At 69.2% G+C, this 25,941-nt stretch carries 24 protein-coding genes; 18 read left to right on the forward strand and 6 right to left on the reverse strand.

What is annotated here, in order from left to right; all coding sequences use genetic code 11:
- Positions 1–241: 241 nt before the first annotated feature.
- Positions 242–1,132, reverse strand: a complete 891-nt coding sequence (locus ACFRMN_RS08380) for a 2-hydroxy-3-oxopropionate reductase (RefSeq protein WP_383015177.1) — start codon at positions 1,130–1,132, stop codon at positions 242–244.
- A gap of 98 nt (positions 1,133–1,230) precedes the next feature.
- Positions 1,231–2,076 (reverse strand): TIM barrel protein, encoded by an 846-nt coding sequence (locus ACFRMN_RS08385; protein WP_383015180.1) that lies wholly within the window; start codon positions 2,074–2,076, stop codon positions 1,231–1,233.
- A 344-nt stretch (positions 2,077–2,420) separates the two neighbouring features.
- Between ACFRMN_RS08385 and ACFRMN_RS08390 the strand changes: the two genes are divergently transcribed.
- The 7 genes from ACFRMN_RS08390 (at position 2,421) to ACFRMN_RS08420 (ending at position 8,356) form a co-directional block, all read left to right on the forward strand.
- Positions 2,421–2,711 carry a hypothetical protein gene (locus ACFRMN_RS08390; RefSeq protein WP_383015183.1) on the forward strand — a complete coding sequence of 97 codons (291 nt, stop codon included), beginning with the start codon at positions 2,421–2,423 and terminating at the stop codon, positions 2,709–2,711.
- Positions 2,711–3,112: a helix-turn-helix domain-containing protein gene (locus ACFRMN_RS08395; RefSeq protein WP_383015186.1), complete on the forward strand. Its 402-nt coding sequence runs from the start codon at positions 2,711–2,713 to the stop codon at positions 3,110–3,112. Before ACFRMN_RS08390 ends, ACFRMN_RS08395 begins: the two co-directional genes overlap by 1 nt.
- Before the next feature lie 71 nt (positions 3,113–3,183).
- A complete protein-coding gene (gene uraD, locus ACFRMN_RS08400) occupies positions 3,184–3,735 on the forward strand; it encodes a 2-oxo-4-hydroxy-4-carboxy-5-ureidoimidazoline decarboxylase (RefSeq protein WP_383015189.1) in 552 nt (183 codons plus the stop codon).
- Entirely contained in the window at positions 3,732–4,214 is a 483-nt protein-coding gene (locus tag ACFRMN_RS08405) for a hydroxyisourate hydrolase (protein WP_383015192.1), read from the forward strand. The genes uraD and ACFRMN_RS08405 overlap by 4 nt, the downstream gene beginning before the upstream one ends.
- A 5-nt stretch (positions 4,215–4,219) precedes the next feature.
- The gene (pucL, locus tag ACFRMN_RS08410) at positions 4,220–5,170 is read left to right on the forward strand and encodes a factor-independent urate hydroxylase (protein WP_383015195.1); all 951 of its coding nucleotides are present in this window, start codon (positions 4,220–4,222) and stop codon (positions 5,168–5,170) included.
- A gap of 35 nt (positions 5,171–5,205) precedes the next feature.
- A complete protein-coding gene (locus ACFRMN_RS08415; protein WP_383015198.1) occupies positions 5,206–6,582 on the forward strand; it encodes an 8-oxoguanine deaminase in 1,377 nt (458 codons plus the stop codon).
- A gap of 391 nt (positions 6,583–6,973) precedes the next feature.
- The gene (locus tag ACFRMN_RS08420) at positions 6,974–8,356 is read left to right on the forward strand and encodes a nucleobase:cation symporter-2 family protein (protein ID WP_383015304.1); all 1,383 of its coding nucleotides are present in this window, start codon (positions 6,974–6,976) and stop codon (positions 8,354–8,356) included.
- Positions 8,357–8,443: 87 nt separating this feature from the next.
- On the opposite strand, the gene ACFRMN_RS08425 is transcribed toward ACFRMN_RS08420, so the two are convergent.
- A complete protein-coding gene (locus tag ACFRMN_RS08425) occupies positions 8,444–9,286 on the reverse strand; it encodes a chitosanase (protein WP_383015201.1) in 843 nt (280 codons plus the stop codon).
- A gap of 219 nt (positions 9,287–9,505) precedes the next feature.
- Here ACFRMN_RS08425 and ACFRMN_RS08430 point away from each other — a divergent pair, with 219 nt between their 5' ends.
- Positions 9,506–11,668 (forward strand): hypothetical protein, encoded by a 2,163-nt coding sequence (locus ACFRMN_RS08430; protein ID WP_383015204.1) that lies wholly within the window; start codon positions 9,506–9,508, stop codon positions 11,666–11,668.
- A 91-nt stretch (positions 11,669–11,759) separates the two neighbouring features.
- On the opposite strand, the gene ACFRMN_RS08435 is transcribed toward ACFRMN_RS08430, so the two are convergent.
- Positions 11,760–12,434, reverse strand: a complete 675-nt coding sequence (locus tag ACFRMN_RS08435) for a TIGR03086 family metal-binding protein (protein WP_383015207.1) — start codon at positions 12,432–12,434, stop codon at positions 11,760–11,762.
- Between the two features lie 218 nt (positions 12,435–12,652).
- On the opposite strand from ACFRMN_RS08435, the gene ACFRMN_RS08440 reads away from it, so the two are divergent.
- The 6 genes from ACFRMN_RS08440 to ACFRMN_RS08465 all read left to right on the forward strand — a co-directional run bounded on the left by ACFRMN_RS08440 (position 12,653) and on the right by ACFRMN_RS08465 (position 18,701).
- Positions 12,653–13,420, forward strand: coding sequence for a DUF1684 domain-containing protein (locus ACFRMN_RS08440; RefSeq protein ID WP_383015210.1), 768 nt, complete (start codon positions 12,653–12,655; stop codon positions 13,418–13,420).
- 78 nt (positions 13,421–13,498) lie between these two features.
- Complete coding sequence (locus ACFRMN_RS08445; protein ID WP_383015213.1) at positions 13,499–15,016, forward strand: ABC transporter substrate-binding protein; 1,518 nt, start codon at positions 13,499–13,501, stop codon at positions 15,014–15,016.
- Between the two features lie 131 nt (positions 15,017–15,147).
- On the forward strand, positions 15,148–16,113 hold the full coding sequence (locus tag ACFRMN_RS08450; RefSeq protein ID WP_383015216.1) for an ABC transporter permease: 966 nt from the start codon (positions 15,148–15,150) through the stop codon (positions 16,111–16,113).
- Entirely contained in the window at positions 16,110–17,021 is a 912-nt protein-coding gene (locus tag ACFRMN_RS08455; protein ID WP_383015219.1) for an ABC transporter permease, read from the forward strand. The genes ACFRMN_RS08450 and ACFRMN_RS08455 overlap by 4 nt, the downstream gene beginning before the upstream one ends.
- A 13-nt stretch (positions 17,022–17,034) precedes the next feature.
- Positions 17,035–17,865 carry an ATP-binding cassette domain-containing protein gene (locus tag ACFRMN_RS08460; protein ID WP_383015222.1) on the forward strand — a complete coding sequence of 277 codons (831 nt, stop codon included), beginning with the start codon at positions 17,035–17,037 and terminating at the stop codon, positions 17,863–17,865.
- Positions 17,862–18,701, forward strand: a complete 840-nt coding sequence (locus tag ACFRMN_RS08465) for an ABC transporter ATP-binding protein (RefSeq protein WP_383015225.1) — start codon at positions 17,862–17,864, stop codon at positions 18,699–18,701. The genes ACFRMN_RS08460 and ACFRMN_RS08465 overlap by 4 nt, the downstream gene beginning before the upstream one ends.
- A 78-nt stretch (positions 18,702–18,779) precedes the next feature.
- Here the strand turns inward: ACFRMN_RS08465 and aceB are convergent, their stop codons facing one another.
- Positions 18,780–20,411, reverse strand: coding sequence for a malate synthase A (gene aceB / locus ACFRMN_RS08470; RefSeq protein ID WP_383015228.1), 1,632 nt, complete (start codon positions 20,409–20,411; stop codon positions 18,780–18,782).
- 212 nt (positions 20,412–20,623) lie between these two features.
- The gene (locus tag ACFRMN_RS08475) at positions 20,624–21,268 is read right to left on the reverse strand and encodes an NTP transferase domain-containing protein (RefSeq protein WP_383015231.1); all 645 of its coding nucleotides are present in this window, start codon (positions 21,266–21,268) and stop codon (positions 20,624–20,626) included.
- A 288-nt stretch (positions 21,269–21,556) separates the two neighbouring features.
- Between ACFRMN_RS08475 and ACFRMN_RS08480 the strand changes: the two genes are divergently transcribed.
- The 4 genes from ACFRMN_RS08480 (at position 21,557) to ACFRMN_RS08495 (ending at position 25,756) form a co-directional block, all read left to right on the forward strand.
- Entirely contained in the window at positions 21,557–22,234 is a 678-nt protein-coding gene (locus ACFRMN_RS08480) for a GNAT family N-acetyltransferase (protein ID WP_383015234.1), read from the forward strand.
- 40 nt (positions 22,235–22,274) lie between these two features.
- The gene (locus tag ACFRMN_RS08485; RefSeq protein WP_383015237.1) at positions 22,275–23,210 is read left to right on the forward strand and encodes a hypothetical protein; all 936 of its coding nucleotides are present in this window, start codon (positions 22,275–22,277) and stop codon (positions 23,208–23,210) included.
- Between the two features lie 62 nt (positions 23,211–23,272).
- Entirely contained in the window at positions 23,273–24,079 is an 807-nt protein-coding gene (locus ACFRMN_RS08490; protein WP_383015240.1) for a hypothetical protein, read from the forward strand.
- 285 nt (positions 24,080–24,364) lie between these two features.
- A complete protein-coding gene (locus ACFRMN_RS08495; protein WP_383015243.1) occupies positions 24,365–25,756 on the forward strand; it encodes a peptide ligase PGM1-related protein in 1,392 nt (463 codons plus the stop codon).
- Positions 25,757–25,941: the final 185 nt, after the last annotated feature.

Here is a 25,941-nt window from a genome sequence, read left to right on the forward strand (position 1 = left end):
CGCGGTCCTCCCGCTGCCCGTACCGTCGGCCACCCCTCGTACGGGGCCGGTGGTACGGGACGACGCACGGGAGCTGACCTCCCGTCATCTCCCGTGCGTGGCTCGGTTGTTCAGGTGGAGAAGGCTATTCCGGAAAGCGGTGTCGCGATGGTGCGGGAGTGGGTTCCGGGCGGCGGCGGCGCCTGGGCGCGACAGGACAGGTGTCAGCGCCACCGCTGCCCGGAGTTCGGGGGAGCCGGGCTCAGACCTCGGTCCCGGACAGGCGCTCGACCGAGCGCAGCAGCGCGGAGTGGTCGAGCCCGCCGTCGCCCTGCGCGCGCAGGGAGGCGACGAGCTGGGCGACGACGGCGCCCACGGGGAGCGCGGCGCCCACATTGCGGGCGGCGTCCGTGACGATGCCCATGTCCTTGTGGTGCAGATCGATCCGGAAGCCGGGCTTGAAGTCGCGGTTGAGGAAGTTGTCCTTCTTGCGGGTCAGCACGGTCGATCCGGCCAGCCCGCCGTTGAGGACGTCCAGCGCCGCGGCGAGATCCACGCCGGACTTCTCCAGGAAGACCACGGCCTCGGCGCACGCCTGGATGTTCACCGCCACGATCAGCTGGTTGGCGGCCTTCACCGTCTGCCCGGAGCCGTGTGGCCCGCACAGCACGATGGTCTTGCCGAGCGCGTCCAGCAGCGGCTTGGCCGCGTCGAAGTCGGCCTGTTCACCGCCGACCATGATGGAGAGGACCGCCTCGATGGCTCCTGCTTCGCCACCGGAGACCGGGGCGTCCAGGACACGGATGCCCTTCTCGGCCGCGTTCCTCGCCAGATCCACCGACGTCCGCGGGGTGATGGACGACATGTCGATCAGCAGCGCGCCCCGCCGGGCGTTCGCGAGGATGCCGTCCTCTCCGTACGCGACAGCCTCGACCTGCGGGGAGGCGGGCACCATCGTGACGATCACATCGGCGTCCCGTACCGCCTCGGCGATCGAGCCCGCGGCCGTACCACCCGCCGCGGCCAGCCGGTCCAGCTTGTCCCGCTCCAGCGTGAAGCCGGTCACGGAGTAGCCGGCCTTGATCAGATTCTCGGACATGGGGGAGCCCATGATGCCGAGACCGATCCACGCGATCGTGGGGAGATTACTCATCAGGGTGCCTCTTTCGATACCCGCGCACATCACAACACGCGCGTGAATACGGTCAGTTGGCGGGCCGGCGGTCGGGGACCCAGGCCCTGTCGGTCCGGTCAGGCCCCCGCGAGCCAGTCGAAGGACTCGGCGCTCGGCCGGTCGCCCGGCTTGTACTCCAGGCCGACCCAGCCGGTGTACCCGGCCTTCCGCAGCCGGCCGAGCAGGTCATCGAGCGGCAGCGATCCGGTGCCCGGCGCGCCACGGCCCGGGTTGTCGGCGATCTGTACGTGGCCGGTCCTGTCGGCGTACCGGTCGATGACCGCGTTCAGGTCCTCGCCGTTCATCGACAGGTGGTAGAGATCGAGCAGGAACGCGGCGTTGCCGAGACCGGTGGCGGCGTTGACCTTGTCCACGACCTCGACCGCGGAGGGAGCGCTCACCAGGGGATAGAGCGGGGACTCCGGCTCGTTGAGCGCCTCGATCAGCAGGACGGCCCCGACCCGGTCGGCCGCGTGGGCCGCCTGTACGAGGTTTTCCAGGGCCAGTTCGTCCTGCGCCCGCGGATCGACGCCTTCGACGCGGTTGCCGTACAGCGCGTTGAGGGCCTTGCACCCGGTGGCCGCGGCGAAGTCGGCCGCGACCTCGATATTGGCGACGAACCGGTCGGACTCCTCACCGGGCACCGAGAGCGCGCCGCGGTCCGGCCCCGGCAACCGGCCGGCGTAGAAGTTCAGCCCCACCAGTTGTGTGCCCGCCGTGTCGAGCGCTTCCCCCAGGGCGTCGAGCTCGGCCTGCGGCGGGGTGGGGGTATCGGTCCAGGGCCACCAGAGCTCGACCGCGCCGAAGCCCGCCGCCGCGGCGGCGGCGGGGCGCTCCGGCAGCGGGAGTTCGGTGAAGAGGATGGACAGGTTCACATCGAAGCGCTGCTCGGTGCCGCGCCCGTTCGTGAAGAGAGGGGCCATGAGGAGTCAGGCGCTCCTTCCGTATCGCGGAAGTCATCTTCTGCTTGATGGAAGACTGCCTGTGTAGCTCGGGGGCTGTCAAGGGGGGCTCCCGGAATTCGTCGGAGGAGACGACGGCCGTGACCACGCCCCTGATCACCACGATGGTCGCGAGGCCCGGCCAGGGTCTGTCGAGTCGTACCGCCTCCGGCCGGGATCGGCGCGCACACGCATCCCCGCTGATCGCCGGGGGTGAGTCCGTTAAGGTCATGTCGGAGTCCGAAGGGGGAATGTGCCCCGGATGTGTCCTCTCGGCCGGAGGGCTGAGAGAACGCGCAGGTCAGAGTCGACGCCATGGGGACACAGTGCGATTGAGAGTCGAGTTCACGACCGAGCCCTTCGATCTGGACGAGGCGCCCGCCCACGCGCTGGTGGCCCGCGAGGTCGTCCAGGGCGCCGAACTGGACGCCGTGGACGTCGGCCCGTTCGGCAATACGGCGGAAGGCGGCGCGGACGCGGTGCTGAGCGCGGTGGACATACTGCTGCGCCGGTCGCTGGCCGCCGGGGCGACCCGGGTCTCCCTCCAGGTCAATGTGGTCGAGGACGGCCCTGTGGCCGAGGGTGGCCGCGCGATCGGTGACGGGGAGGACGGCTGATGGCCGAGCCGCTGGACCACCCCTTCGTCGCCGCGGTCAAGCCGCTGGTCGACGCCATGGGCGGCGAGCTGATGGCCCCTGGCGATGCCCAGCCCGACGATGTCGTGCTCGCCTGGGAGGGTGAGGAACTGCTCGCCGTACGGCTGCCCCAGCTGTCCGAGTCGCTGGACCACATCCTGGCCGCCCTGGAACGCCGGCACGGCATGCCGCTCGCCGAACTGGACCGCAAGTCCAAGCAGTCGGTCGTCCGGATACTGGAGGCGCGCGGTGCCTTCTCCGTGCGACACGGCGTCGAGACGGTGGCGAGTGCCCTCGGCGTCAGCCGCTTCACCGTCTACAACTACCTCAACAGGGAAAACGCGCGCGAAAGTGCGCAAGGGAGCGCGGCCGAGAGCGAGTAGATCTCTCGCACGCGTTTTCGTATACGAGATTTCAACAAACTGTTGACGCGGTGTTGTCGAGGGCGTTAGCTATGCGAAGCCCGCCCAGCACAGCCACGGAGGCTCCCGTGACGTCGACACCGCAATCGGGTCTCACCCGGTTCAACACCTCACCCGACAGTGTGGCGCTGGCCGCACTGCACGAGGTGTGCGCCGGCCGGGCGTGGGGATCCAAGCTGCTCGCCCGGCGCCCGTATGCCGACCTGAACGCTCTCCTCGCCGCCAGTGACACCGCGACGGGTGAGCTGGACGGCGCGGAGCTGGCCGAGGCGCTGGCCGGACACCCGCCGATCGGCCGGCCGAAGCCGGGAGACCCGGTCTCCGCCCGTGAACAGCGGGGGATGGCCGACGCCCCGCAGGAGCTGAAGGCCGAGATGCTCGAACTGAACCTGGCCTACCAGGAGCGGTTCGGACATGTCTTCCTGATCTGCGCCACCGGAGCCACCGCTGAGTGGATGCGCGACGCGCTGAAGACCCGGATCGGCCACACACCGGAACGGGAGCGTGCGATCGTGCGCACCGAACTCGGCAAGATCAACCGGATCCGGCTGACCCGTCTCGTAGCGGAGGACGACGACTCATGAGCACCGCCACCACGGCCTCGGTGTCCACGCACATCCTGGACACCAGCATCGGACGCCCCGCCGAGGGCGTCGCCATCTCGCTCGCGGCCCGTGGCGGCCCCGGCGCGGGATGGAAGACGCTCGGCGGTTCCCGTACCGACGGCGACGGGCGCTGCGAGGACCTGCCGGATCTGCCGGAGGGCACCACACAGGTGCGTCTCGCCTTCGAGACCGAGGCGTACTTCATCAGCGGCGAACAGGCCGTCAGCGGCGAACAAGCCGTCAGCGAGCAAGAAGCCGTCAGCAGGAAAGAAGCCGTCAGCAGGAAAGAAGCCGTCAGCAGGAAAGAAGCCGAGGCGCAGCAGGACGCCCCCCGCGCAAGGGACAGCGGTGTGTTCTTCCCGGAGGTGGCGATCACATTCGCCGTCACCCCCGGCGAGCACTATCACGTACCGCTGCTGCTCAACCCGTTCGGCTACTCCGTATACCGAGGGAGCTAGCAGACATGACCGATCAGTCCCGCCCGAGCCGCCCTGTGGTTCTCGGACAGAACCAGTACGGCAAGGCGGAGAACCGCGTCGTCAAGATCACGCGGGACGGCGGCACCCACCACATCAAGGACCTCAATGTCTCCGTCGCGCTCTCCGGCGAGATGGCGGACGTCCACTACTCCGGTTCCAACGCGCATGTACTGCCGACCGACACCACCAAGAACACGGTCTACGCGTTCGCCAAGGAACACGGCGTCGAATCGGCCGAGCAGTTCGGTATCCATCTCGCCCGGCACTTCGTCACCAGCCAGGAGCCGATCCGGCAGGCGCGTATCCGGATCGAGGAGTACGCCTGGGAGCGCATCGAGACGACCTCGGACGGCGATTTCGGGTTCACCGGCGCGGACGAGGCCAGGCACTCCTTCGTCCGCAAGGGCCAGGAGACCCGGCTCACCCAGATCACCTACGACGGTGAGCGCTGGCAGGTCATCTCCGGTCTGAAGGATCTGACCGTGATGAACTCGACGGACTCCGAATTCTGGGGTTACGCCAAGGACAAGTACACAACACTCAAAGAGGCGTACGACCGTATTCTCGCGACCGAGGTGTCCGCCAAGTGGCGTTACAACTGGTCGAGCGACGACACCCGCATGCCGAACTGGGAGAAGTCCTACGAGCGGGCCAGGAGGCATCTGCTCCAGGCCTTCGCCGAGACCTACTCGCTCTCCCTCCAGCAGACCCTGTACCACATGGGTTCGAGGATCATCGACGGCTGCGGCGAGATCGACGAGATCCGGTTCTCGCTGCCGAACAAGCACCATTTCCTAGTGGATCTGGAGCCGTTCGGACTGAAGAACGACAACGAGGTCTACTTCGCGGCGGACCGCCCCTACGGGCTGATCGAGGCGACCGTACTGCGAGAAGGAACCGAGCCGCGGATCCCGGTCGATCTGACCAACCTCTGACCGTTACCGGCCCGAACTCAGGAAGAGGAACCGCCATGGCGGCTTCGCGCATCGTCATCGAGAACTGCGCCATCGCGACGGTGGACGCGCACGACACCGAGTACGCCTGGGGACATGTCGTCGTCGCGGACAACCGGATCGAGTCGGTCGGCGCGGGCCCGGCCCCGGCCGGCCCGGAGAACGTGGTCCGGCGTATCGACGGCACCGGCCATCTCGTCACCCCCGGACTGGTCAACACACACCACCACTTCTACCAGTGGCTCACCCGCGGACTGGCCACCGACCACAACCTGTTCAACTGGCTGGTCGCGCTCTATCCGACCTGGGCGCGGCTCGACGAGCCGATGGTCCGCACCGCCGCGCAGGGCTCCCTGGCGATGATGGTCCGGGGCGGTGTCACCACCGCGATGGACCACCACTACGTCTATCCGCGCGGCACGGGCGACCTGTCCGGCGCGATCATCGGGGCCGCGGCGGAGATGGGCGTACGGTTCACCCTCGCCCGCGGCTCCATGGACCGCGGCACATCGGACGGCGGACTGCCCCCGGATTTCGCCGTCGAGTCCCTGGACAGCGCGCTCGCGGCCACCGAGAAGACCATAGACATCCACCACGACACCTCCTTCGACGCGATGACCCAGATCGCCGTCGCGCCGTGCTCGCCGTTCTCCGTCACCACCGAACTGCTCAAGCAGGGCGCCGAGTTGGCGCGCCGCAAGGGCGTCAGGCTGCACACCCACGGCAGCGAGACGGTGGAGGAGGAGCAGTTCTGCGAGGAACTGTTCGGAATGGGGCCCACCGACTACTTCGAGTCGACCGGCTGGCTCGGCTCCGACGTGTGGATGGCCCATTGCGTCCATATGAACGACTCCGACATCGAAGCCTTCGGCCGTACCGGCACGGGCGTCGCCCACTGCCCCTCGTCCAACGCCCGGCTCGCGGCCGGGATCGCACGGGTCCCCGACATGCTCAGGGCCGGCGTACCGGTCGGCCTCGGTGTCGACGGCACCGCGTCCAACGAGTCCGGCGAACTCCACACCGAGCTGCGCAACGCGCTGCTCATCAACCGTCTCAGCGCCCACGGCGAGTCCGCGCTCAACGCCCGCCAGGCGCTGCGGCTCGGTACGTACGGCGGCGCCCAAGTCCTCGGCCGCGCCGACCAGATCGGCTCCATCGAGCCGGGGAAGCTCGCCGACCTCGTCCTCTGGAAGCTGGACACACTCGCCCACGCCTCCATCGCGGACCCGGTGACCGCGCTGGTCTTCGGTGCCGCCGCGCCCGTCACACTCTCCCTCGTCAACGGCAGGACCGTGGTGGAGGACGGCCACCTGACCACGGTGGACGAGGACGCCATCGCCCGCGATACCCGGAGCGAGGCCCAGCGTCTGGCGCGGATCACCGCACAGGGCTGATTCCGTCAAGACACCCCAAGGCACCCCAAGGCACCCCAAGAGACGCCAAGAGAGGCCAAGACGCCACGAGAGGCCAAGAGAGGCCAAGACTCGCCCCAGGACATCCGGTCGCGGGGGACGGCCCACGACCGGAGGCCATGGACCCGAGTGGGGTCCGTGGCGGCCGTGCCCGGGAGGTGTCGTACCGCACGCTGCCGGTACCTCACCTCCCGGGACGGTGACATGTGTCCCGTGCCCGCACGCGCGGACAGGTGTACCCACCTCGTAGCACCTCCCTGACACCCGCGCCGCCGCCGACGCGAAACCGACCGGAGGAACCGCCGTGCCACCCGAACCCGAAACAGAGCGAATATCCCCGTCGAAGTCCTCGCCGAAGTCCCCACCGGCCGGGGTGGTTGACGTCGACCCCCACCGGAAGCACCCGGTCGACGAAAGACTCCCGCCCGCCAGGATGTTCACCAGCGGCCTTCAGCATGTGGCCGCGATGTACGCGGGTGTGGTGGCCCCGCCCATGATCGTGGGGCCCGCGGTGGGCCTCGACACCGAAGAGACCGCCTTCCTGATGGGCGCGAGCCTCTTCACCGCCGGAATCGCCACCCTGCTCCAGACCCTCGGCTTCTGGCGGATCGGCGCCCGGCTCCCCTTCGTCAACGGAGTCTCCTTCGCCGGTGTGACCCCGATGATCGCCATCGGTAAGGACCGGGGCGCCGATGGACTCCCCGTGATCTTCGGCGCGATCCTCGTCGCCAGTGTGCTGGGCTTTCTCCTCACCCCGTACTTCTCGAAGCTCGTCCGCTTCTTCCCGCCCGTCGTCACCGGCACCGTCATCACCCTGATCGGTGTCTCGCTGCTGCCGGTCGCCTTCAACTGGTCCCAGGGCGGCAACTCCGCGGCCGGCGACTACGGTTCGATCCGGAACATCGGGATGGCCGCCCTCACTCTGCTCATCGTGCTGGTGCTGCGGAAGCTGCTGCGCGGCTTCCTCCAGCAGATCGCGATCCTCATCGGTCTGGTCATCGGTACGGTCATCGCCGTCCCGATGGGCATGACCGGCTTCGACGCGATCAAGGACGCCGGACTCGTCGGCTTCCCGGCCCCGTTCCACTTCGGCGCCCCGCAGTTCGAGATCGCGGCCATCATCTCCATGTGTCTGGTGATGCTCGTCTGTATGACGGAGTCCACGGCCGACATGCTCGCGCTGGGCCGGATCGTGGGCCGGCCCGCGGACGAGCGCACCATCGAGGGCGGGCTGCGCGCCGACACTCTCGGCAGCGCCATCAGCCCGCTGTTCAACGGCTTCATGTGCAGCGCCTTCGCGCAGAACATCGGTCTCGTCGCGATGACCAAGGTACGCAGCCGCTTCGTCGTCGCGGCGGGCGGTGGGATTCTGGTGCTGCTCGGGCTCTGTCCCGTGCTGGCGTCCGTGATCGCGCTCGTACCGCTGCCCGTGCTCGGCGGCGCGGGGATCGTCCTGTTCGGCTCCGTCGCCGCGAGCGGTATCCAGACCCTGGCCACGGCCGCGCTGGAGAAGGGGGAGAACGGGCTGATCGTCGCGGCGGCCGTGGGCATCGGGCTGATCCCGATCGCCGCGCCGGACTTCTACCACGCCTTCCCCAAGGACCTGCTGGTGGTGCTCGATTCGGGTATCAGTACGGGATGTGTGGTGGCCATCGCTCTCAATCTGGCCTTCAACCACCTGGGCGCGAAGGGTGGTTCCTCGGACGGGGAGCGAGCGGAGGCGGAGCCGGTGACACTGGCTCGGACCGTGACGTGAGCATGGGCGGCGGGTACGGAGCCGGTGAGCCCGGTTCCGTACCCGCCGCCCCGGACGGGCTCGGCCGTCGGTCGGCCTGACGGACCGTCAGCCGATGTGGAAGCTGTCGCCGTACACCTTCCAGTCGAGCGGCGGATCCAGGTTCAGATTGCCCTTGTTGAGGAACACCCGCTGCGCCGTGTCCACCCGGCTGGTGTCCTCGTGCGCCTCCTCCTGCCGCATCGCCCAGACGCGGGCGTCGAGGAAGGCGTGCAGATACGTCGTCTGGTCGCCGCCCTGGGCCGGGGTCTTCGCCTTGGCCAGCGCGCGCTTGCGGATATTGCTGAAGCTGGTGCTGTCGCCGCCGTCGCCGTGCATCACGATGGCGTCGTAGTACGCGAACTGCCCGAGCGTGCCCAGGCCGTCCTGCTTACCGCGGTTCACGGCCGGGCTGAAGTAGACCCGGTCGCGTTCGTCGTTCTGCGCGGTCTTGAACGCGGAGTCCTTGGCCGCCTGCTTCCAGGCGGCGGTGAACCCCGGGTCGAGCCCCTCGTGCGAGTCGGTGCCGTCGACCGCCCGCAGGGCGGGCAGGTACGGGGCGAGCGGGTTGCCGGGCTTGCGCTGGGTGTAGAGCTCTACGAGATCCAGCATGTCGCCGGTGCCGGAACAGAATCCGATGATGCCCGCCGTGTAGCCGCGGCCGTCGCCGATGTCCTCGATGTAGCCGTACTGCGCCTTCCAGTCCAGCGAGGAGTTCTCCGCGCTGGAGACGAGCTGCATGGCGATGTCCTTCTTCGCCGGGTCGTCGAGTCCGGTGGCCGCCGCCACGGCGCCGCCGACGGCGGCGGGTGAAGCGGCGGGAGTTTCCGCTGACGCGTAGGCCACGGACGCGGTGGGGACCGCGACCAGCGTCAGCGCGAGCAGTACGGTGCGAAAGCGGGGGGTGGGCACCTGACCTCCAGGGTGGGGAGTTCATGCTGCGGTATCTGTTAGGAAGCTTTCCTACCAAAGGTGGGGGGTGTCGTATACCCGCCCGTCCGTGAAGAAGGAGTGCGGGCCGGTCACTTGTGGCGATACCGTCACCGCCACCGTCACCGCCACCGTCGGGGGGCGGCGCGGGGCACCTCCGGCCGGAGGCCGTTGTCAGACCCTCGTGGCAGCATTCCGGACATGGATCTGGTACAGGTATTCGCCGACCTTGATGCCCAGCCGTGGGCGGAGCTTGAGCACGCGTACGGCAGCGCCGAAGACCTGCCCGGACAGCTGCGGGCGCTGGCGGGTGCGGACGAAGAGGCGGCGGGGGAGGCCCTGAGCGAGCTGTACAGCTCCCTTCTCCACCAGGGGTCGGTGTACGAGGCGTCCGCGCGGGCCGTGCCGTATCTCGCCGGGCTGGTCGCCGCCGGGGTGCGCGCCGGCGATCTGCTGGTCCTCCTCGGGGGGATAGCCGAGAGCGAGGCCGTCCATGACGGCACGCCGCCCGGCGAGTGCCAGGCAGCCGTGATCGGCCAACTGCCCCTGATCCTGCCGCTGGTCGACGCCGAGGACGGGGCGGTGCGGCAGGCGGCCGTCTGGGCCGCGGTGCGTACGGGAGCCGTGGAGCCGGTTCTTCCGGTGCTGCTGCGGCGCTGGGAGCGCGAGGAGCAGCCGCTGGTACGGGCCGAGTTGCTGGCCGGGGCGGTACTGCTCGACCCCGCGGGCGCGGCGGTGGGCATGGTCACGGCCGCGCTGGAGGCGGACGCGCCCGGGGAGCTGCGGATCGCCGCCGTCTTCGGCTCCCTGGACCTGGGGCTGCCCTGGACCGGGACGCACCATCAGACCGTGCTCCCCTTGCTGCCGGCCGACCAACTGGTCGCCCGCCGCTTCGATCTGGAGCGGACGGAACCGCTGCACCACATCGTCGACGCCCTGCTGGACCGCGACACCTCCGCCGATCGCGAGGCGGCCTTCGCGCTGCTCGATTTCGCGCTGCGCGTCCCGGACGACGAGGTCCGCGCGGAGGCCCTGTGGGCGACGGAACAGGCGTGCGTGTCCTCGCGGAGCGCCCCCGCCCGGCTCGCGAACCCGCTGATCGCGCTGCTGGACGACCCGGCGTCGGCGCGCCCCGCCCTCAGCGCCCTGGACAAGCTCGGACCGTACGCGGTCGCCGCGACGCCCGCGCTGGCGGTGCTCGCCTCCCAGGGCGGCGACCTCGCGGACCGCGCGCTCAAAGCCCTGGCCGTCGCGGACCCGGAGCGGGCGGCCCCGCTGCTCGCGCGTGATCTGTCCGAGCGCCCGGAGGCCCTCGGTGCGGCCTGCGGCTTTCCCTACGAAAGCCACGGCGGGCCGTTTCCTTACCACCCGGAGCTGCTGATCGCCGCCAGAGCCAGGCTGACCGTGCCGGAACTCGAAGGGAACGAGCCGATCCGCCTCACCCGGCTGCTCGCCTCCTGGGGCGAGCGGGCCGCGCCCGCCTTCCCCGAACTGGCCGCGCTGCTCGGCAGGTTCCCCGCGTTCGTGCCCGCCGCGCTGGCCGCCGTCGACCCGGTGCGGGCCGTCGTACCGCTGGAGGAGGCCGCCGTCTCGGGGCCCGAGCGGGGCCGGTTCGCCGCCGCACGTGCGCTCCACACCATCACCGGCGACCTCGAACCGCTGCTGACCGTCCTCGCCGCGGAACTCGCGGCGGTCGACCCCCATCGCGTACGGCAGGCCGCCCGCGCCACGGCCGATCTCGGCAAGGACGCCGCCGTGCTGGTTCCGCCTCTGCGGACGGCGCTCGGCACGGACGACGATCCTGTGACGACGCCACGGCTGGACGCGGACGTGGACATCGCCCTCGCCCTGTGGCGGCTGACCGGCGATCCCGGGGAAGCACTGCCGGTGATCGCCGCCGTCCTGGAGGCGACGGGCGGCGAGTGGATGCGCTGGACAGCCGTCAACGCCGCCCGCGCCGCCGCCCGACTCGGACCAGCGGCCGCGACGCTCCGCCCAGCCCTGGAACGCGGACTGGCCGACCCCGAACGGGCCCCGTCGATGGCCCTGGCCCTGCTCGCCACCGGAGCCGCCCCCCAGCACCGCGCGGACCACGCGCGTCTCGCGGACACGCTCCTGAGCTGCGCCGAACGCCACGCGGACCCGATGGGAGCCCTGGAAGCCCTCACGGCGCTCGGCCCCGAATCCCTGACGGAGGCCGAACTCCACCGGCTGGCCACCCTGGCGGAACGGGACCACCGGGTATGGGGCACGGGCCTCGAATCGGATGCCGTCTCCTCGGACACGCGCTTCCAGGAGGCGGCCCGCGCACTGCTGCGCACGGCCAGTGCCTCACGGCGCACCGACGCCCGGGCCACCGGCTGACCGTATTCGGGCGGGCCCGCGGACGACCCGGGCGTCGGTTCCGGGCCGGCCGACCGCAGAGCCCCCCGGACCCTCGGGCGGCCGGCCCCGCTCACTCCCCGGGCCGCCAGTCGGGGCGGCGACCGCTCAGGCCGATCACCCGGTCCAGCAGCGGGGCGTCCTCGGGGACTTCGACCGGCGGCCCGAACACGCCGTCCGGAGCCGGGCCCGAGCCGCCAGGACCATCGGACCCGTCGGACCCGCCGGCCTCATCGGACCCGCCGGCCTCATCGGACCCGGCCGCCGGGGGCGGGGCCAGCACCGCGAGCGACGCCCGGAGCGACGCCTCGGCGGGGGCGTACGGCTGCCCCGTGCTCCGTGCCAGGTCCCAGCCGTGGATCTGTACTTCATTGAGAGCCACCAGCCCGGCCACCGCACCCGGCAGATCGACACCGCCGACCCGGGTTCCGCCCTCCCAGGCGGCGGGCGACCGCCAGGATTCGGCCAGCTCGTCCAGCTGCCGGGGCAGCACCTCACGCCAGTCCTCCGGCAGTACGGGGAGGGCCGCGTCCGGCGGTGTGTCCGTGGTCGGCCCCGACTTCTTCGCCGCGGCGTCGCGGAACGCCACCGTCAGCCCGACGAGATGCGCCAGCACCTCCCGTACCGCGTAGTCGGGACAGGGCGTCGGGCCGGCGAGCTGATCATCCTTGATACCGCCCAGCAACCGCGCCACCTCGTGGCACGCGGGGCCCAGGTCGAAGGGTTCCATCTCGGTCTCTGTGTCCATATGAGGCAGACCGGCCCCGCCACCGAAACTCATCGCTCCGGAACACATCAACCGGGCCCGCCCTTACACCCCGTTGTGCCGGGTGCGAGACAACCTGTCTCGAAGGATGGTCAATCATGGCTGGAAATAACCCTATGTATGTACGATCCACTCGTTCCAGACCCCACTGCGATGCCGCGCGGGATCGAACCATTCCCTCAGACCGGAGCGAGTCCCGCATGTCCGTGCACACCCGTTCTTCCGAACCGACCGCGGCTGCCACGCAGGAGGCCGAGACGGCCGGGGCGGCACAAGAGGCCCAGGCTGCGCTGGCGACCTGGCACACCGCGCGGCAGGCCGCCGTGACCGGCCCCGTCGGCAACTTGGCGCTGGTGGAGACCCGGTGGCTGGCTCCCGGGGTGAACGCCGCCGAGGAGCGGGCCGGGATCACCGTCCCGGACGGTGTGACCCTCACCACCGTACGGCGGACCAACCTCCATACCGGCGAGCCGGAAGAGGCGCTGCGCTTCTGGGACGCGGACGCTCCGGCCATCCGGCATTTCTCGCATATAGCCTCATACCCGTTCCATCCGGACTGGGTGATCGAGGCCACCTTCACTCCGGTATCCACCGACCGCCGGGTGCCGTTCGAGCACATTCGTGACAGCGGAGGCAGTCGCGAACTGGTTGTCCCCGGCGATATTCACGCCACACTGGACGGTGTGGACTACACACTGTCGGCCTTCGACGACGACGGGACGCTCCTCCTGGTCTTCGGTGACCCGACCAACGGCGGCGACACCTACGGCGCCGGCCGCTTCCTGTTCGTCCCGCGCGAGGACGACAGTGAAACGGTCGTACTGGACTTCAACCGCGCGTTCGTGCCGCCGTGCGGATTCTCCGCTCAGTACAACTGTCCACTGCCGCCGCGGCAGAACCGGCTGCACCTGCCCGTCGAGGCGGGCGAGAAGCTTCCGGTCTTCCGCGACGGCTACACGGTCAACTGAGCACACCCGAGGCACCACAGCCGGATCCCACCACCCCTCCTCGGGGACCCGTCCGGCAGTCGATCAGGAGTAGAAGTGATGAGAAAGTCCGTACCGCTGCTCGGCGGCACACTGGTGGTCACCCTGTCCCTCGCCCTCACGGCCTGCGGCTCCGGGACCGGCACAAACAGCAAATCGCCCGCCGGCTCGTACGACAAGAACGCGACCGTCGGGATCGGCTCGCTCTATGAACCGCAGAATCTGGACAACACCGGAGGCGGCGGCCAGGGCGTGACCGAGGCGCTCAACGGCAATGTCTACGAGGGGCTGTTCAAGCTCACCGACAGCGGCGAGGTCGAGAAGCAGCTCGCCAAGGACTACACCGTCAGCCCGGACGGCCTCACGTACACCTTCACCCTGCGCGACGGCGTGAAATTCCACTCGGGCAAGGCGCTGACCTCCGCCGATGTGAAGTACAGCATCGAGAAGGTCCGCGCCGAGAACTCCCAGTCGGCGCGCAAGAGCAGCTTCGACATGGTCGAGTCGATCACGACCCCGGACCCGGCCACCGTCAAGGTGACCCTGTCGTCCAAGTCGATCTCGTTCGTCTACAACCTCAGCTATGTGTGGGTGGTCAACTCCGCGGCCAAGGACCTCAAGACCTCGGAGGACGGCACCGGCCCCTACACCCTGGACAAGTGGACCCGGGGCTCGGCGCTCGGCCTGGCGCGCTTCCCGGGGTACTGGGGTACGGCGGCGACCAACGCGAAGGTCGTCTTCCACTACTACAAGGACGCGACCGCCCTCAACAACGCGCTGCTCACCAACGCCGTGGACGTGGTGACCAGCGAGCAGAGCCCGGACGCCCTCGACCAGTTCAAGAACAACCCGAACTACAAGGTCAACGACGGGAACTCGACCACCAAGCTGCTGCTGGCCTTCAACGACCGGGTCAAGCCGTTCGACAACGTCAAGGTGCGCAAGGCCGTCAGCTCCGCGATCGACAACAAGAAGCTGCTCCAGTCGGTCTGGGGCGACCACGGCACGCTGATCGGCTCGATGGTCCCGCCCACCGACCCCTGGTACGAGGACCTCACCAAGGTCAATCCGTACGACGTGACGCTCGCCAAGAAGCAGCTCGCCGAGGCCGGCTACCCCAAGGGCTTCAGCTTCACGCTCGACACCCCCAACTACGACCCGCACCCGACGGCCGCCACCTTCATCAAGTCGGAGCTGGCCAAGGTCGGTGTCAAGGTCGACATCAACGTCATCACACCGGACGAGTGGTACACCAAGGTCTACAAGAACCACGACTTCAGCGCGACGCTCCAGGAGCATGTCAACGACCGCGACATCGTTTGGTACGGCGACCCCGACTTCTACTGGGGCTATGACAACAAGCAGGTCACCGAGTGGGTGAAGCAGGCCGAGCGGTCGGACACCACCGACCAGCAGACCGCCCTGCTGAAGAAGGTCAACCGGCAGATCGCCGAGGACGCGGCGAGCGACTGGCTCTACCTCTACCCGCAGATCGTGGTGGCCAACACCAAGCTGTCGGGCTACCCGCTCAACGGTCTCAACTCGCAGTTCCACGCCTACGGCATCAAGAAGAGCTGACGCGCCCGCCGGAGCCGAAGCTCCCCCCGAGCTGACGCTTCACCCCGCCGTGCGGGCCCGGTCTCCACACCCTCCCCGGACCGGACCCGCACGGCGGAATCCCTGCTTCCGTCGATCGGTCCCCCTGCCTGATGATCTCCTACCTGCTGCGACGGCTGGCCTTCCTGGCCGGCTCACTGTTCCTGGCCAGCGTGGTGCTCTTCCTGCTGCTGCGGCTGCTCCCCGGCGACCCGGCGAACTCCCTGCTCTCGGTCGGCGCGAGCCCGGAGCAGATCGCCGTCGCCCGCCACGAGATCGGCTCGGACCGCCCCGTACCGGAACAATTCGTCCAATGGCTCCACCAGCTGGCCACCTTCGACCTGGGAAACTCGTTCGTCAGCACGCTCCCGGTCGGCCCGGAGATCACCTCCCGGCTCGATGTCACCGTCCCGCTGACGCTGCTCTCCTTCCTGCTGGCCGTGGTGATCGCCGTCCCCGTCGGCTTTATCGCGGCCCACCGGTCGGCGACCTGGTACGGGACGCTGATCAGCGGGATCTCCCAACTGGGGATCGCCGTACCGGTCTTCTGGATCGGGATGATCCTCATCACCGTCTTCGCGCTGCGCCTCGGAGTGCTGCCCGCCGGAGGCTTTCCGCAGGACGGCTGGGCGCGGCCGGGGGAAGCGCTCACCTCGCTGGCCCTGCCGGTGATCACCGTCGCGCTGGTGATGTCCGCCTCCCTCATCCGGTACGTACGGTCCGCCGCGCTGGATGTCCTCGGCAGCGACTATCTCCGTACCGCCAGGGCCCTGGGCTCGTCGTTCAACCGAGCGATGTGGCGGCACGGCATGCGTAACGGCGCCGTGCCGGTCGTCTCCGTCCTCGGGATCGAACTCGCCACCACCCTGCTGGGCGCGGTGGTGGTCGAGACGGTCTTCGCGCTGCCCGGCCTGGGCAGCCTGCTCGCCCAGGCCGTCGCCCAGCACGACTACCCCACGGTCCAGGGGGTCCTCTTCGTGAGCACCTTCGCGGTGCTGGTCATCGGATTCCTCAGCGACCTCGCGCAGCGGCTGATCGATCCCCGGCTGCGCGGCCGACTGTCGGGAGGCACACGATGAGCGAGCGGACCGATCCGACCCCCGGCCCTGGCGAGGCCACGGACCTCACCCCGGCGGCCGTGCCCGCCGTGGAGAGCGCGCAGTCGGCCACCCGTACCCGTCGCTCCCCGGCCCTGGTGGCCGGCTGCGTCCTGCTCGGACTGATCGTCGCCACCGCGCTGGTCTCGCTGTTCTGGGTCCCGTACGCCCCCGAGGACACGACGGGCGGCCGGCTCACGGCGCCCGGACTGCCGCATCTGCTCGGCACCGACAAGCTCGGCCGCGATCTGCTCACCCAGCTCATGACGGGCGCGCGCATCGCGCTGGAGGCCGGCCTCGGCGCGATCGCGATCGGGGCGGTGCTCGGTGTCTGCTTCGGTCTCGCCGCGGGCTTCGCCACCCGATGGCTCGACGACACCCTCTCCACCCTGCTGGACGTCCTGATCGCCTTCCCCACCCTCCTTCTGGCGATGCTGATGGTGGCGGCCCGCTCCGCCTCGCTCAGCTCCGCGATCCTCGCCATCGGGCTCGCGATGACGGCCGTGGTGGCCCGACTGACCCGCATCCTGGTCAAACGGGTGCTGGCGCAGGACTACATCACGGCGGCACGCACCTCGGGCACCTCCTGGCCCCGCGTCATCACCGGCCATGTGCTGCCCAATATCTGGCCCACGCTGGTGGTGAACCTCGCCCAGCAGTTCGGCCTCGCGGTCATGGCCGAGGCGAGCCTGTCGTTCCTCGGGCTCGGCGCCCCACCGCCGAACGCGTCCTGGGGGCGCATGCTCCAGGAGGCGCAGGCGACCGTGTTCACCGCCCCCACCGGGGTCATCGCCCCCGGAGTACTGCTGGTCATGCTGGTCGTGGGCGTCAATCTGATCGCCGACGGACTGCGCGACACCCTCGACCCCACCCGGCGGAGGACCCGATGAAGCGGAGGTCCCGATGAACGCGCGCGATCCGCGGGTGCTCGACGTCAACGGACTGACGATCCGCACCGACCAGGGCCGGACCCTGGTCTCCGATCTGTCGTTCTCGATCGACGCGGGCGCCCGGCTCGGTCTGGTCGGCGAGTCCGGCTCCGGCAAGTCCCTCACCGCGCTCGCCGTGCTCGGCCTGCTGCCACCCGGTATGAACGCCTCGGGCAGCATCGTTCTGAGGACGGCCCCGGACGCACCGGGCACCGAAGTCATCGGCGCGACCGAGCAGCGGCTGACCGCTCTGCGCGGCCGGGCCGCCACCATCGTCTTCCAGGAACCCCTCACCGCACTCGACCCGCTGATGCGGATCGGCGGCCAGATCGCCGAACCGCTGCGCCGGTGGCGCGGGCTGCGCGGACCGGCGCTGCGCCGCGCGGTGGCGGAAGCCCTCGAACGGGTACGGCTCCCCGACCCCGAGCGGATCACCCGCGCCTATCCGCACGAGATCTCCGGCGGACAGCGTCAGCGGGTAGCGCTCGCCATGGCGCTGGCCTGTGAACCGGCCCTGCTGATCGCGGACGAGCCCACCACCGCCCTCGATGTCACGGTTCAGTCCGACGTGCTCGCGCTGCTGGACGGACTGGTCGCCGAGCGGGACATGGCGCTGCTGTTCGTCAGTCATGACCTGGCGGTGGTCTCGTCCGTGACCGATCACGTCCTGGTGCTCAAGGACGGGTCGGCCGTCGAGTCCGGCAGCGTGGACGACATCGTGCGGCGCCCCCGGCACCCGTACACCCGGGACCTGGTGGACAGCGCCAGGCACCTCGAAAGCGCACTGGAACGGATCGTCCGATGACCGCTCCGATCCCGGCCGTCCCGGCGCCGGGCCCCGAGGCCGCTGCCGCCTCCGCGATCCTGGCCGCGCGCGACGCGGGGTTCGCCTACCGGGGCGCGCCCCCCGTACTGCACGGCGTCTCCCTCGACATCACCGCGGGCCGGAGCCTCGGGCTGGTCGGCGAGTCCGGCGCCGGCAAGACCACGGTGCTGCGACTGCTGCTCGGCCTCACCCGGCCCACGAGCGGGCGGATCCTGTTCGACGGGGACGAGCTCAGGCTCCGCGACCGCGAACAGATGCGCCGCTTCCGGCGCGGCGTGCAGAGCGTGTTCCAGGACCCGTACTCCTCGCTCGACCCCCGGCAGCGGGTCAGCGGCATCGTCGCGGAGCCGCTGCGCTCGCTCGGGCTGAGCCGGCCGGTGGGCCGCGGGGAGGAGGACCCCCGGGTCGCCGCCGCGCTGGAGGCCGTCGGCCTGCCCGCCGACGCCGCGCGCCGTTACCCGCACGAGTTCTCCGGCGGCCAGCGCCAGCGCATCGCCATCGCCAGAGCCACGGTGTGCGAGCCCCGGGTACTGCTCGCCGACGAACCGGTCAGCGCGCTCGATGTCACCACCCGGGTCAGGATCGTCGACCTGCTCATCGAGCTGAAGGAGACGCGGGGGCTGACCATCGCGATGGTCTCGCACGACCTGTCGGTGGTGGCGGCGCTGTGCGAGCGGACGGCGGTGCTGGAGAACGGGCGGGTCGTGGAGCAGGGCGACACCGCTTCGGTCCTCGGCTCGCCCTCGCACCCCTACTCGCGACGCCTGATCGCGAGCGTACCGAGGCTGCCGGCACCGGCACCCAAGGCCCTCTGAGAGCACGGCCAGGAGCGCGGAAACCCCCGGCGCCGTGCGGGGCACCGGGGGCGGGTCGTACGACGCGAGGCGTCAGCCTCAGCCTCGCAGCCGCTCGTACGCCGGGAGCGTGAGGAAGTCCGCGTAGTCGTCGTCCAGCGCGACCGTCAGCAGCAGATCGTGGGCCTGCTGCCAGCGGCCGGCGGTGAAGGCCTCCTCGCCGATCTCGGCCCGGATCGCCGCGAGTTCGCCGGCGGCGAGCGCGCGGGCCAGCTCCGGGGTCGCGCGTACGGTGTGGCCGTCGTGCTCGAACTCGACGCCCGCGTTGATCCACTGCCAGATCTGCGAACGCGAGATCTCCGCGGTCGCCGCGTCCTCCATCAGATTGAAGATCGCGACCGCGCCCATGCCGCGCAGCCACGCCTCGATATAACGGATGCCGACCTGGACGGCGTTGCGCAGGCCCTCGTACGTGGGACGCGCGTCGAGCGAGTCGATGGCGATCAGATCACCCGCGGCGACGGAGACGTCCTCGCGCAGCCGGTCCTTCTGGTTCGGGCGGTCGCCGAGAACCGCGTCGAAGGAGGCCATCGCGATCGGGACCAGGTCGGGGTGGGCGACCCAGGAGCCGTCGAAGCCGTCGTGTGCCTCGCGGTCCTTGTCGGCCTTGACCTTCTCGAAGGCGACCTTGTTGACCTCGGCGTCGTGCCGGGACGGGATGAAGGCCGCCATGCCGCCGATCGCGTGGGCGCCGCGCTTGTGGCAGGTGCGGACGAGCAGTTCGGTGTACGCGCGCATGAACGGCGCCGTCATCGTGACCGCGTTGCGGTCCGGCAGGACGAACTTGGCGCCGCCGTCACGGAAGTTCTTGACGATCGAGAAGAGATAGTCCCAGCGGCCCGCGTTCAGCCCGGAGGCGTGGTCGCGCAGCTCGTAAAGGATCTCGTCCATCTCGTACGCGGCGGTGATCGTCTCGATCAGCACGGTCGCGCGGACGGTCCCCTGCTCGATGCCCAGACAGTCCTGCGCGAAGACGAAGACATCGTTCCAGAGACGGGCCTCCAGATGCGATTCCGTCTTCGGGAGGTAGAAGTACGGGCCCTTGCCCAGCTCGATCAGGCGCTTGGCGTTGTGGAAGAAGTACAGCCCGAAGTCGACCAGCGCGCCGGGTACCTGCTCGCCGTCCAGCTGGAGGTGACGCTCCGCCAGGTGCCAGCCGCGCGGGCGCATCACGACGGTCGCGAGCTCACCGGCGTCCTTGAGGGCGTACGACTTGCCGGAGCGCGGGTCGGTGAAGTCGATACGGCGGTGGTACGCGTCGCTCAGATTGAGCTGACCGAGGATCACATTCTCCCAGGTGGGGGCGGTGGCGTCCTCGAAGTCGGCGAGCCAGATCCGCGCGCCGGAGTTGAGCGCGTTGATGGTCATCTTCCGGTCGGTCGGACCGGTGATCTCCACCCGGCGGTCGTCCAGCGCGGCCGGCGACGGCGCGACCCGCCAGCTGTCGTCCTCGCGGATGGCGGCGGTCTCCGGCAGGAAGTCCAGGCTGGAAGTACGGGCGATCTCGGCGCGGCGCTCGGCGCGGCGGGCAAGCAGCTCGTCACGGCGCGGGGTGAATCGCCGGTGCAGTTCCGCCACGAAGGCGAGGGCCGCTTCGGTAAGCACCTCGTCCTGCCGGGGCAGCGGTTCGGCATCGACGACGGCCAGCGGGGAGGGCGCTGGTGCGGACATGAGCTGTCACTCCTTCACGGGCGGTGCCCGGACCGCCGGCCGGCCCGGGACGGCACGGAGTGCCGTGGCGGGCGGGCACGGTCGCGGGCGCCGTTCGGGGGGTCGGGCGCTTCTGACCTGTGGATAATAGTTTCCTTATGGTGGAAGTTCAATGGTTTGTTGATATCGAGATTCTCCGGGTCGAGGGACCGTGGCGCCGAGTGCCACCGTCCTCACTCAAGGTGCGACAGATCTTCCTCCGTGTCGATGTCATACGCCCGCGCGACATCCCCGCACTCCACCCGCACGATCTCGCTCTCATGCGCCCGCAGATAGGCGCGCGCCCCGCGATCGCCCTCCGCGTCCGCCGCGATCCCCGCCCACCGGCGGGCGCCGAACAGCACGGGATGGCCGCGCGTCCCGTCGTACGAGGCCGCCACGAGCGAATCCGGGGTGCGGTACGCGCCCACCACCCGGGCCACCGCCGCCGCGCCGATCCCCGGCTGGTCCACCAGCAGTACGACCACCGCCTCCGCGTCCGTACCCGCGAGCGAGGCGAGCCCCGCGCGCAGCGAGGACCCCATGCCGTCGGCCCACCGCGGATTGTCGACCAGCACACAGCCCGGCAACTCGGCCCGGCTCCTTACCTCCCGGGCCGCCGCACCCAGCACCACATGCACCGGCCCGCATCCCCCCTCGCGCAGCACCCGCGCGCCATGCTCGGCCAACGGCCGCCCCCGATGCGTCAGCAACGCCTTGGGCCGCCCCCCGAGCCTGCGCCCGCCACCCGCGGCGAGCAGCAGTCCGGCGATCACGGGCGGGGACGGGACGGGCGGGGGCGGGACGAGCGGGTTCCTGTCGTTCGGTGTATCCGGCATGGGAACTGCTTACCCCATTCCGTCACGGACCGACATCGCCGCCGCGGCCGATCTCAAGATCCGGGGATTGGCCGAGAGTCGCTGTTGTGAGGAACGGAAAGGCCGACGATGCTGGGACGGCTTTCTTTCTGATGCGAGCCGGGGACCTTCCGCGAGGAGTCCTCTTGTGGGTTGCGGCCAGGCGAATCACACTCGGACTGTGGAGCGAATGTGAGTCGATCAACATTTCCCTCGGGAGAGCGACGCACAACCTGGAAGACGCACTACAGCACTTCGGTTCCCGATGGAATGCGGCAGCAGTGGTCGGCGTGGGTGGTCGAAGGACTCGCCCGGCATATGCCGCGCCATCGGATAGCCGACTACTTCGCCGTCAAGGACGCTCTGCTCGGTGGAGCTGGGCACCGCCACGCGATCGCCGATGAGGACGGCGACTGTGTGGGTCTGGCGACGGCGTCGCTCCGGGATTATGACCACGGGGAGTTCCTTTACATCGAAACGCTGCTGGTTTCCGAGAGACATCATGGAACCGTCCTCACCAGGCAGTTGATCGCCGAGCTCTTCGGTGGCGTCGTCAAGGATCTGGGTGATTTTCCCGATCTGGTGGCGATGAAGACCTACAATGCGCGAACCTATGTGCTGATGCGCGCGTTCGCCGACCCGGAGAGCAAGGCGCTGTTCTATCCCCGGATCGACGGGACACCTTCGGGTCCCGCTGCCGAGGCGACCGCGAGAGCGGTGGCCGAGGCTCTGGGAAGCGGCAGGGATTTCGATCCCGGGAGCGGGGTTGTCACCGGTGGCGGAGGCGAGGTTCCCCCCGATTTCTGGCCGGATTTCCCGGCGAGCCGGGATCACTGGGTGAACACGTACTTCCAGCGGGAACTCACCGCACACGACCGGCTTCTGTGTTTCATTGATTCCTCTCGCCCCGAGGCGAAGGCAGCGATACGCGCCCGCCTCGGAATCTGAGGAACGCTGCGGAAAACACAACGGACGAGGAGTCCCAAGAATGACAGAGTTCAAGATCTCCGCTGGTGCCGGCCATGACTGGCTCCAGCGGAAGGGCTATCCGACGGGGGACCAGCTGGAGCCGGTGACCTCCACCCAGCAGTACGACGGGGGAGGGCAGTACGGGGTGGAGATCCCCGTTATCAACAGTTACCGGGAACTCGAAAGGGTGGCGGCCTTCCTGGACGAGGCGGCCATCTCGGTGACCCGCTACAACGAGACACACGGCTCCATTCTGCTGTCGGACGCCGAGCTGAAAGACATGTTCGCGTTATGCCGCGACCGCAGGGAGGGCATTCTGATCAGCCTCGGCCCGCGCCCGGAGTACGACATCAAGAGCACGTTCTACCGGACCCAGTTCGGGCTGGAGATGGGCCGGCAGATCAACAACTTCGACGCGTTCCGGGCCTGCGTGGAAGAGGCCGTCCGCCTCACCGAGCTGGGATGCCGCGGCATCATCGTCTACGACCTGGGTGTCACCCGGGTGCTGTCCGAGATGCGGGCCGAGGGGGCACTGCCGTCCGATCTGATACTCAAGACGTCCAGCCACTGCATGGCCACCAACCCGTTCCTGGCCAAGATATTCGAGGAGAACGGCGCGGACAGCATCACCACCGCGCATGACCTCGCCCTGCCGGTGCTCCAGGAAACGCGGCGGCTCTGCCCCGACCTTCCGCTGGACGTTCCCATCGACGTCTACCGCACCAAAGGCGGGTTTCTCCGGTTCTACGAGGCCGCCGAGATCCTGCAAGTGGCGGCGCCCCTGATGCTGAAGATCGGGGCCAGCGCGCAGAGCCATCCCTATGACTCGGTCGGTGAGTCCACCACACGTGAACGGGTCGCGCGCGTCGCCCGCACCCTGGAGATGCTGGACCGTTATCTGCCGGACCGTACGCGCATTTCCGAGAAGAGCAAGCACAACTGCGTTCCCGCCTGACCGCACCATTGAGCAGTTCGATTCCCCGCCCGGTATCCAGGATCCAGGAAGGACGAACAGCGATGACGGAAACCTCAGTGACGGAGCACGACGACCGGCATGAACCCGGTACGGTCGAACCGGAGTTCAAGGCGGAAGTGGACAAACTCCTCCACTCCTTCGTGCGGCGGTTCTACAAGGAGGTACCGGGAGCGGACCATCTGCTCCAGGACAAGCAGATCAACCTCGGGTACTACCGTCGGCATGTCATCGAGATCATTCTGCGTCTGCGTATGAAGCGCTGGATCGACGCCCTGACGATCCACTACTTCTGCAAGCACGACCCCAGGCTCGCGAAGAAATGGTCCGCGTACACCGAGGACGAAATGCTGCACGACGGCATGTTCGCCAAGGACCTGGAAAAGGTGGGAGTGAGCCGCGAGGAAATCTATGCGAGCGAACCCCTGTTCAGCACCAAACTCCTCCAGGGCTACTTCTACTACGGCCTGGAGCACGAAGGCCGCCCGCTCGCCTCGCTGGCCAGCTCGTACTTCATCGAGAACATTTCACTGCTGACCCAGCCGGACTGGGTACAGAACGTGGAATCCGTTCTCGGCGACGGCATGACACGGGGGCAGCAGGCGCACATCGATCACGACCTGGAGGACGACCACAGCGACTTCGTCTGGAACGTCCTGATGACGTTCGTGAAATCGGACGATGACAAGCGGCGTATCGTCGATCACATCACCAACGTCTACCGGCTGTTCTGCGCCTGCTACACCGAAATGTATGAACTTTACGGCAAGGACGACGGGGACGCGGAGCGGGAATCCAGCGGTCAGACGGATCCGGCGGTCGCGATCGTACGGCAGCTCGTCACGGGGTGAACTTCCCTTCTGGCGCCTGCGCTACACTGCCGATACCGCCCACCATATTGGCGGGCCGTTTCGCCTCATAGGGGTTTCGCCCCAGGTGTGAGAAAAGGTGTCAGCGCCATGCCTTCGTCCTTATCTGCCGCTCAGCGGAAAGGGACGCTGACCGTCAGCGTCCAGAGCCGCGAGTGCAGCACCCTGTTGTTGGAGAACCTGCCCGGTTCGACCCTCTTTCCGGAACGCCCGGTGGGCGCGGCGATTATCAACGCGCTGCGCCGGCCGGGTGATTCGGTACTCTGTGTGACCGCACCGAGAATGCGGGACGCCGAGGCACAGATCGCGTACTTCAGTGATCTGGCAGTGTCCGCGTCTGCCGGTGACCCGGCAGACGGAAAGCCCCGGGACCGGGTCGAGGTCCTGTCGCTGGACGACTCCTCTCCCCGCTGGCTCAGCGAGAAGCTTCTCGACACGGAGCGCCCGGAAGCGCTGGTGGCGCGGAAGCGGCTGACCGAAGCGGTGGCTGCCGCGCGGGCGGCGGGCGACGACATCCGCCTCTCCTACTTCGAGCCGTCGGAGAATCTGGAGTCACTGGCCGAGGAACTGGGCGTACCGGCCGACCAGGCCCCGGCACGCTGTATCCCGCTCGGCACCAAGGCGGCGGGGCGCGCCCTCTTCCAGGAGGCGGGCATCGCCGTGGCCCCGGGCACGGCGGAGTGCTTCGACCTCGACGGGCTGGTGGACGGCGTCCGCGCCCTGCTCGCGGGCGGCAGCGGCCGTCTTGTACTCAAGCTCAGCAGTACGGCCTACGGCGCCGGCCTCGGCAACGCGATCGTCGATCTGACGGATCTGGCGGATCTGGCGGATACGGCGGCGGGTGGAGCGGAGCGGCTTGCCGGCCTGGTCCGTGACCGTCTGGCCGGCAGCCAGGTGCTGGACGGCTCCCTCGGCTGGGAGGGTTTCCGGGCGGCCATCCCCGAAGCGGGAGTGCTGGCCGAGGAGTTGCTTGCCGGGGACGAACTGCGCAGCCCCAGCTACCAGGGCCGGATCCGCGACGGAGCCGTGGTGACGGTCTCCACGCATGAGCAGGTCCTGGGCCCCAACGGCCAGACCTACACCGGCAGCGCCTTCCCGGCAGCCGACGCGTACCGGAGCACGCTCATCGAGTACGGCAGGCGCGTCGGCGCGGCGCTGATCCGGCGCGGGGTCGCCCAGGGGGACTACGGGGTCGACTTCGTCACCGTGCGCCACGGCGAGGAGTGGCAGGTGTACGGCATCGAGCTGAACCTGCGTGCCACCGGCACCATGCATGCCTTCGGCGCGGTGACGGGCCTGCTCGACGCGCTGCCCGACGACGACGGTGTGCTGTACGGCCCCGACGGTACGCGACGTACATATCTCGCGTCCGACAGCATCACCAGCCCGGCATACCGGGGCCTCATGCCCGCCGGGCTGATCGACCTCGTCCGTGACTCGCCCCTGCACTGGAATCCCGCTCAGGGCCGGGGCGTCGTCCTGCATATGCTCAGCGCCCTTCCCGACTACGGAAAGTTCGGCGCGGTGTGCGTCGGGGCGGATCAGGCGGAGGCGGCCGAGCTGATGAGCCGGCTGCGTGCGCTGGCGGACGACTGGGCAGCGAAATCGTCGGCCCGCCCGACCGGGGCGGACGGTGTGACCGTACCTTCCGGGAGCTGAGACGATCGATCGGCCGGGGCGAATCCCGGCCGATCCGCTCCCCATGCGAAGAAATTCGACGCCCACCGCGGCCGAGCGGTCGAGTTCCCTTTCCGGAGGTGTCCTGGACTTCTTTATGGCAGGTGCTGTGAAGACGCGGACGGACAGCTCCCCCGGCACGTAGAGCCGATTCGGTCACCGACGGC

The sequence above is a fragment of the Streptomyces sp. NPDC056835 genome, from assembly GCF_042789485.1.
Taxonomy (GTDB): domain Bacteria; phylum Actinomycetota; class Actinomycetes; order Streptomycetales; family Streptomycetaceae; genus Streptomyces.

Bases quoted from the DNA above. Each gene is read 5' to 3' on its own strand.
- ACFRMN_RS08380 (WP_383015177.1), bottom strand. From the start codon at position 1,132: ATGAGTAATCTCCCCACGATCGCGTGGATCGGTCTCGGCATCATGGGC.
- ACFRMN_RS08385 (WP_383015180.1), bottom strand. From the start codon at position 2,076: ATGGCCCCTCTCTTCACGAACGGGCGCGGCACCGAGCAGCGCTTCGAT.
- ACFRMN_RS08395 (WP_383015186.1), top strand. From the start codon at position 2,711: ATGGCCGAGCCGCTGGACCACCCCTTCGTCGCCGCGGTCAAGCCGCTG.
- uraD (WP_383015189.1), top strand. From the start codon at position 3,184: ATGCGAAGCCCGCCCAGCACAGCCACGGAGGCTCCCGTGACGTCGACA.
- ACFRMN_RS08405 (WP_383015192.1), top strand. From the start codon at position 3,732: ATGAGCACCGCCACCACGGCCTCGGTGTCCACGCACATCCTGGACACC.
- pucL (WP_383015195.1), top strand. From the start codon at position 4,220: ATGACCGATCAGTCCCGCCCGAGCCGCCCTGTGGTTCTCGGACAGAAC.
- ACFRMN_RS08415 (WP_383015198.1), top strand. From the start codon at position 5,206: ATGGCGGCTTCGCGCATCGTCATCGAGAACTGCGCCATCGCGACGGTG.
- ACFRMN_RS08430 (WP_383015204.1), top strand. From the start codon at position 9,506: ATGGATCTGGTACAGGTATTCGCCGACCTTGATGCCCAGCCGTGGGCG.
- ACFRMN_RS08435 (WP_383015207.1), bottom strand. From the start codon at position 12,434: ATGGACACAGAGACCGAGATGGAACCCTTCGACCTGGGCCCCGCGTGC.
- ACFRMN_RS08440 (WP_383015210.1), top strand. From the start codon at position 12,653: ATGTCCGTGCACACCCGTTCTTCCGAACCGACCGCGGCTGCCACGCAG.
- ACFRMN_RS08445 (WP_383015213.1), top strand. From the start codon at position 13,499: ATGAGAAAGTCCGTACCGCTGCTCGGCGGCACACTGGTGGTCACCCTG.
- ACFRMN_RS08450 (WP_383015216.1), top strand. From the start codon at position 15,148: ATGATCTCCTACCTGCTGCGACGGCTGGCCTTCCTGGCCGGCTCACTG.
- ACFRMN_RS08455 (WP_383015219.1), top strand. From the start codon at position 16,110: ATGAGCGAGCGGACCGATCCGACCCCCGGCCCTGGCGAGGCCACGGAC.
- ACFRMN_RS08460 (WP_383015222.1), top strand. From the start codon at position 17,035: ATGAACGCGCGCGATCCGCGGGTGCTCGACGTCAACGGACTGACGATC.
- ACFRMN_RS08465 (WP_383015225.1), top strand. From the start codon at position 17,862: ATGACCGCTCCGATCCCGGCCGTCCCGGCGCCGGGCCCCGAGGCCGCT.
- aceB (WP_383015228.1), bottom strand. From the start codon at position 20,411: ATGTCCGCACCAGCGCCCTCCCCGCTGGCCGTCGTCGATGCCGAACCG.
- ACFRMN_RS08475 (WP_383015231.1), bottom strand. From the start codon at position 21,268: ATGCCGGATACACCGAACGACAGGAACCCGCTCGTCCCGCCCCCGCCC.
- ACFRMN_RS08480 (WP_383015234.1), top strand. From the start codon at position 21,557: ATGCGGCAGCAGTGGTCGGCGTGGGTGGTCGAAGGACTCGCCCGGCAT.
- ACFRMN_RS08485 (WP_383015237.1), top strand. From the start codon at position 22,275: ATGACAGAGTTCAAGATCTCCGCTGGTGCCGGCCATGACTGGCTCCAG.
- ACFRMN_RS08490 (WP_383015240.1), top strand. From the start codon at position 23,273: ATGACGGAAACCTCAGTGACGGAGCACGACGACCGGCATGAACCCGGT.